Annotated in this window: 4 protein-coding genes and 1 pseudogene; 4 read left to right on the top strand and 1 reads right to left on the bottom strand. The window is 74.8% G+C overall.

Features of this window, described 5'->3' with window-relative positions:
- Nucleotides 1–126 precede the first annotated feature (126 nt).
- The 3 genes from IG74_RS0143570 to IG74_RS0143560 all read left to right on the top strand — a co-directional run bounded on the left by IG74_RS0143570 (nt 127) and on the right by IG74_RS0143560 (nt 4,222).
- Nucleotides 127–1,668 carry an FAD-binding oxidoreductase gene (locus IG74_RS0143570; protein WP_030689131.1) on the top strand — a complete coding sequence of 514 codons (1,542 nt, stop codon included), beginning with the start codon at nt 127–129 and terminating at the stop codon, nt 1,666–1,668.
- 140 nt (nt 1,669–1,808) lie between these two features.
- On the top strand, nt 1,809–3,293 hold the full coding sequence (locus IG74_RS0143565) for a lyase family protein (RefSeq protein WP_030689130.1): 1,485 nt from the start codon (nt 1,809–1,811) through the stop codon (nt 3,291–3,293).
- Nucleotides 3,294–3,442: 149 nt separating this feature from the next.
- Entirely contained in the window at nt 3,443–4,222 is a 780-nt protein-coding gene (locus IG74_RS0143560) for an SDR family NAD(P)-dependent oxidoreductase (RefSeq protein ID WP_030689129.1), read from the top strand.
- A 12-nt stretch (nt 4,223–4,234) separates the two neighbouring features.
- Here IG74_RS0143560 and IG74_RS0143555 read toward each other — a convergent pair whose 3' ends face one another.
- Complete coding sequence (locus IG74_RS0143555) at nt 4,235–5,005, bottom strand: GbsR/MarR family transcriptional regulator (protein WP_030689126.1); 771 nt, start codon at nt 5,003–5,005, stop codon at nt 4,235–4,237.
- 406 nt (nt 5,006–5,411) lie between these two features.
- On the opposite strand from IG74_RS0143555, the pseudogene IG74_RS0143550 reads away from it, so the two are divergent.
- A pseudogene (locus IG74_RS0143550) lies at nt 5,412–5,725 on the top strand (alanine dehydrogenase); the annotation flags it as partial.

The raw sequence follows: 5,725 nt of genomic DNA, 5'->3' as shown, positions 1-5,725 counted from the left end.
GGTCTCGTGGGCTCGGAGATGTGTATAAGAGACAGCCCCACGCCCCCCCCACCGCGCCACCGGACGGCCCCCCACCGGGCACCACCGCACGACCCGTACTCGTACACCGTCACGAAAGGGAACACCATGCCCACCAGAAGGGCCCTCCTGGGCGCCGGCGCGGGTATCGCCGTCGCCTCCTCCAGCACACTCCTGGTCGGCTCGCCCCTGGCCCAGGCACGTCCCCGGCCCCGGCGCGGCCGCGGCCCCAACTGGGGGCAGCTGTGCGCAGCCCTCCAGGGCGACCTCGTCCTGCCCGGCGACAGCCGCTACGACCGGGCCCGGCAGCTGGCCTCCGCCCAGTTCGACCACCTGCGCCCGCAGGCCGTCGCCTACTGCGAGACCGCCACCGACGTGGCCACCTGCATCCGCTTCGCCCAGGACAACGCCATCCACACCGCGATCCGCAGCGGCGGCCACAGCTTCACCGGCTGGTCCACCACCCAGGGCCTGGTCATCAACCTCACCCGCCTCAACACGGTGCGCACCTCCGGCTCCACCGTCCACGTCGGCCCCGCCACCCAGATGATCGACATCGTCACCCAGCTCGCCGCCCACGGCCTGGCCGTGCCCGGCGGCTTCTGCCCCACGGTGTGCCCCGGCGGCTTCGTCACCGGCGGCGGCCACGGCTGGCAGCACCGCAAGTACGGACCCGCCAGCGACCGTCTGGTCGGCGCCCAGGTCGTGCTTGCCGACGGCCGCGTCGTCACCGCATCCGCCAAGCAGAACCCCGACCTGCTGTGGGCCCTTCGCGGGGGAGGGGGCGGCAACTTCGGCGTCATCACCGACTTCGAACTCGCCCCCACCCAGGTGCCCGTCGCCACCACCTTCACCCTCACCTGGCCCTGGGACAAGGCCCAGGACATGCTCGTCGGCTACCAGCAGTGGGCCCGGGCCGCGGCCCCCGAAGTGGCCCCCGACGCCGTCCTGCTGCTGCCCGACGCCCGCCCCGGCACCGTGCCCACCGCCATGGTCACCGGCGCCTACCTCGGCACCGCCGCCCCCCTCAAGGACTCCCTGGACCAGCTGGTCTCCCTGGTCGGCAGCCCGCCCGCCTCGCGCACCAGCGAGGAACTGCCCTACGACAAGGCGATGATGCAGCGCTTCGGCTGCGCCACCCTGACCCCCACCCAGTGCCACACCAGCGGCACCGCGCCCGGCGCGAGCCTGCCGCGCACCGCCTACACCAAGAACCGCGGCCGCATGTTCGCCCGCCCGCTGCCCGCCTCCGGCCTGAACAACCTGCTGGCCGCCTACGAGGCGGACCGCCGCGGCGGGCAGACCCGCGTCATCAGCCTGATGGCCCTGGGCGGCAACGCCAACAACGTCGCCTCCGGCGCCAGCGCCTACGTCCACCGCGACGCGGAGTTCACCTCCGTGTGCGGCATCGACCTGACCACCCCCCAGCCCACCGCCGTCGAGGAGAAGGCCGCCCAGGACTGGGTCGACGGCTGCTTCGCCGCCATCGACCCGCACTCCAACGGCCGCGCCTACGTCAACTACCCCGACCCCAAGCTGCCCGACCACGCCCAGGCCTACTACGGCACCAACCTGCCCCGCCTCACCCAGGTCAAGCGCCGCTACGACCCGCACGGCTTCTTCCGCTTCCCCCACGCCATCACCCCCTGACCCCCCAGGGGTTGCTGCCTCCAACTCCCCAGCTCCCCGGGGCGGTCGAGCGTTTCGCCCGCACCGCCCCGGGCGGCGGCCGCCCGCCCTCCACCCCTGCCTTCTGCGTTCCTGTCCCTCCCGCCCAGCGAGGTGCTCCCATGCCCGAACCCAGCGGGCCCGCCCCCCAGACGGCACCACCAGCCCCGCACCCGCACCCGCACCCGGACCCGGCCCCGGGCCGGGGCCTGCCCGCCGGGGAAGCCAGCCCGCCCGACCGGGACTCCGGCCTGCTCGCCCCCGTCCGCGCGGGCGTCCCGGCCGAGACCGCCGTCACCGACCAGGCCTGGCTGCACGCCATGCTGGCCGCCGAGGCCGCCCTGGCCCGCGCCCAGGCCCGCCTGGGCACCATCCCCGGCCACGCGGCGGACACCATCACCCGGGCCGCCGCGGCCACCCGCATCGAGCCGCGCCTGCTGGCCCTCGCCTCCCGGGAGACCGCCAACCCGGTCGTGCCGCTGGTCGCGGAGTTCACCCGCGAGGTCGCCGCCCTGGATGCGGCCGCCGCCGAATACGTGCACCGCGGCTCCACCAGCCAGGACATCCTGGACACCGCCACCATGCTGGTCACCGCGCACGCGCTGCGCCTGATCCGCGGCGACCTGCACCGCACCGCCCGGGCCCTGGCCCGCCTCGCCCGCACCCACCGCGACACCCTGGCCACCGCCCGCACCCTGGCCCTGCACGCCCTGCCCACCACCTTCGGCCTGAAGGCCGCCAGCTGGCGCCAGCTCATCCAGGACGCCCTCACCCGCGTGGACCGCCTCCTGGACGGCGGCCTGCCCGTCTCCCTCGGCGGCGCCGCCGGCACCCTGGCCGGCTACCTCGAACACGCCACCGCCGCCGACCCCGCCTCCTACACCGAGGACCTCACCCTGGCCTTCGCCACCGAGACCGGCCTGGCCACCCCCGACCTGCCCTGGCACAGCCTGCGCACCCCCATCGCCGACGCCGCCTCCGTGCTCGCCTTCACCGCGGGCGCGCTCGGCAAGTTCGCCATCGACGTACAGACCCTCACCCGCACCGAGATCGGCGAGGTCACCGAGCCCACCCGGCCCGGCCGCGGCAGCTCCTCGGCCATGCCGCACAAGCGCAACCCCGTGCTGTCCACCCTGATCCGCAGCACCGCCCTGCAGGTGCCCGCCCTGGCCGCCACCCTCTTCCACTGCCTGCTCTCCGAGGACGAGCGCTCCGCCGGGGCCTGGCACGCCGAGTGGCAGCCGCTGCGCGAGGCCCTGCGCCTGGTCGGCGGCGCCGCCCACACCGCGGCCGCCCTCGCCGAGGGCCTGCGCACCGACCCCGAGCGGATGCGCCACAACACCGGCCTCACCCAGGGCCGCATGCTGGCCGAACGCGTGGCCGCCGCCCTCACCCCGCACCTGGGCCGCGCCCGCGCCAAGGCGCTGCTGTCCGAGGCCGCCGACGAGGCCGCCCGCACCGGCCGCCCCCTGGCCGCGGTCCTGGCCGCCGCCCCCGAACTGGCCGCCCACAGCGCCCTGGTCCGCCCCCTGCTGGACCCCGCCCACTACACCGGCGCCGCCGCCCCGCTGGTCGACCGCGCCCTGCCGCCGCGGGCGGACAGCTGAGCGAGCAACACCCGTACGAGCGCAGTCACCCCGCCCGGCCCCCGCCCGGGGCGCCGGGCCCCTAGCCTGAGGTCCCCGCCACCGCACCCGCCCCCCAGCCCGCGCGGGCGCGGTGCACCACCACCCAACGAACCGGGACCTCACTTTCCGTGGAACTGCACCTGAAGGACAAGGTCTTCCTCGTCACCGGCGCCTCCGCCGGGATCGGCGAGGCCACCGCCCGGCTGCTGGCCGCCGAAGGCGCCCAGGTCACCGCCGTCTCCCGCACCCCCCGCACCGCCCCCGCCCCCGGCATCCACCCCCTGGCCGCCGACGTCACCGACCCCGGCGCGCCCGCCCGCGTCATCGACGCCGTCCTGGAGCGCCACCAGCGACTGGACGGCCTGGTGAACAACGCCGGCGGCCTCACCTCGCGCACCGGCTTCCTCGACGTGAGCGACGAACAGTGGCTGCACAGCTTCGAGTTGAACTTCCACTCCGCCGTGCGCATGACCCGCGCCGCGCTGCCCGCCCTGCTCGACCGCGGGGCCGCCGGCATCGTCCACGTCGCCAGCGAGGCCGCCCGCTTCCCCGACGCCCCCGTCGTCGACTACGCCGCCGCCAAGACCGCGCTGCTGTCGGTGTCCAAGACCCTGGCCGCGGAGTTCGGCCCCCGCGGGGTGCGCTCCAACGTCGTTTCGCCCGGCCCCACCCGCACCGCCCTCTTCGACGCCCCCGGCGGCTTCGCCGACCAGCTCGCCACCCGTTTCCAGCGCCCCCGGGAAGAAGCCGTCGACCACTTCGTCCGCGAAGTGCGCCGCCTGCCCACCGGCCGCATCGGCACCCCCGACGATGTCGCCCGCGTCATCGCCTACCTGCTGTCGCCCCTGGCGAGCCAGGTCACCGGCGCCGAATGGCCCGTCGACGGCGGCGCCCTGCGCCAGCTCTGAACCCCGCCCGCCCTACCCGCCTTCCCCGGCCGCACCGCCCGCGCCGCCCGCCCGCCCGGCCGGCGCCGAGGCCAGGGCCCGCCACTGCTCCAGCGACCGCATCATGCTGTGGGTGACGTGGTCCAGGAGCTGACCCATGTCCTTGAGCCGCGTCCCGGCGGGCGTCGCGGCACCCAGGACACCGACCCCCTCGTAGACGGTCTCGGCGAAGGCGGCATTGCGCCGCAGATTGCCCACGATGGCCCGGTACATCACGTCGTCGTCGATGAGGTACCGGTCGTGCCGCTGCCCCGCATCGCGCTCGCGCCGCACGATCTCCTGCCGCTCCAGCTGGCTGATGGCCTTGGAGACCGAGGCCGGGCTGACCCGCAGCTGCCGGGCCAGCTCGGCGGAGGTCACACTGCCGGAGTCGGTGACGCAGATGCAGGCCAGCACCCGCGAGACCATCGCCTGCAGGCCGATGGCGACCAGCAGCTGCACCAGGCGCTCCTCGTAGGCGCGCACCGCCTGCCCGTCGCGCCCGTAGTCCTCGCTGCCGGCCTGGGGCACCGACGGCTGCACCGCCCCGCCGCCCGGCGGCCGGTCCCGCCGGGCGCGCCGCCCCGCCGCGTGGTGCGCGCGGTCCGCCCGGTACTCGCGGGGCCCGCCGTTGCGCATCACCTCCCGGGTGACGGTCGACGTCGGCCGCTTCAGCCGCTTGGCGATCGCGGTGTACGAAAGCCCGTCGGCCAGGCCCGCCGCGATGGTGCGGCGGTCCTGCTGCGTGAGTCTGTTTCCTGGCATGGCTGGCTCACCTCGTGCGCTCTGTATGCGGTGGCCAGTGTGCGTTCGAATTCAGCTCGTTGCAAAGCATGAATCAGCCACTCATTGCATTAACCATCAGCCCCTTTGCAAGAATTTCACGCCGCTGACCTGCGCATCAACCCGCCCCGCAGCGCCTCATTCGTTGACCCGAAAATGAATGCAACATAGCGTTTTCCATGCGGTGAAGGCCCCGTGACGCACCCGGCGCGGCCTGCCGCCGCCGCACCCGGACCGCACCTGACACACGGTCACCCCGGCGCGGCCGCCACCGCACGCCCGGCAGCACACGGCGCCGCCCGGCCCACGAGCGACGCACCGCGGCACCCCACCATCCCGGGCCCGGCGGCGGCCCGGCCACTTCGCATCGGAGGACGAGGAAACCGGCATGACCCAGCTCACGGTCGGACTCATCACGGCATCCCGCACGGCCCACGACCAGCGCCTGCCCCTGCACCCGCAGCATTTGGCCCGGCTGGAGAGCACCACCAGCAGCCAGCTCTACCTCGAGACGGGCTACGGCACCGCCTTCGGCATCGCCGACGACCACCTCGCCCCGCTCTGCGGCGGCATCTGCACCCGCGACGAGATCTTCTCCGAATGCGACGTGATCCTCGTCCACACACCCGCCCCCCAGGACCTCACCGGCCTGAAGCAGGGCCAGATCCTGTGGGCCCACCCGCACCTGGCCCACCCCGCCAC

The organism is Streptomyces sp. NRRL B-1347, from assembly GCF_000720325.1.
In the GTDB taxonomy this organism is placed as follows: Bacteria; Actinomycetota; Actinomycetes; order Streptomycetales; family Streptomycetaceae; genus Streptomyces.
Note: the sequence above shows the minus strand (reverse complement) of the source record. Positions and strands in the feature narration are given on the sequence as shown.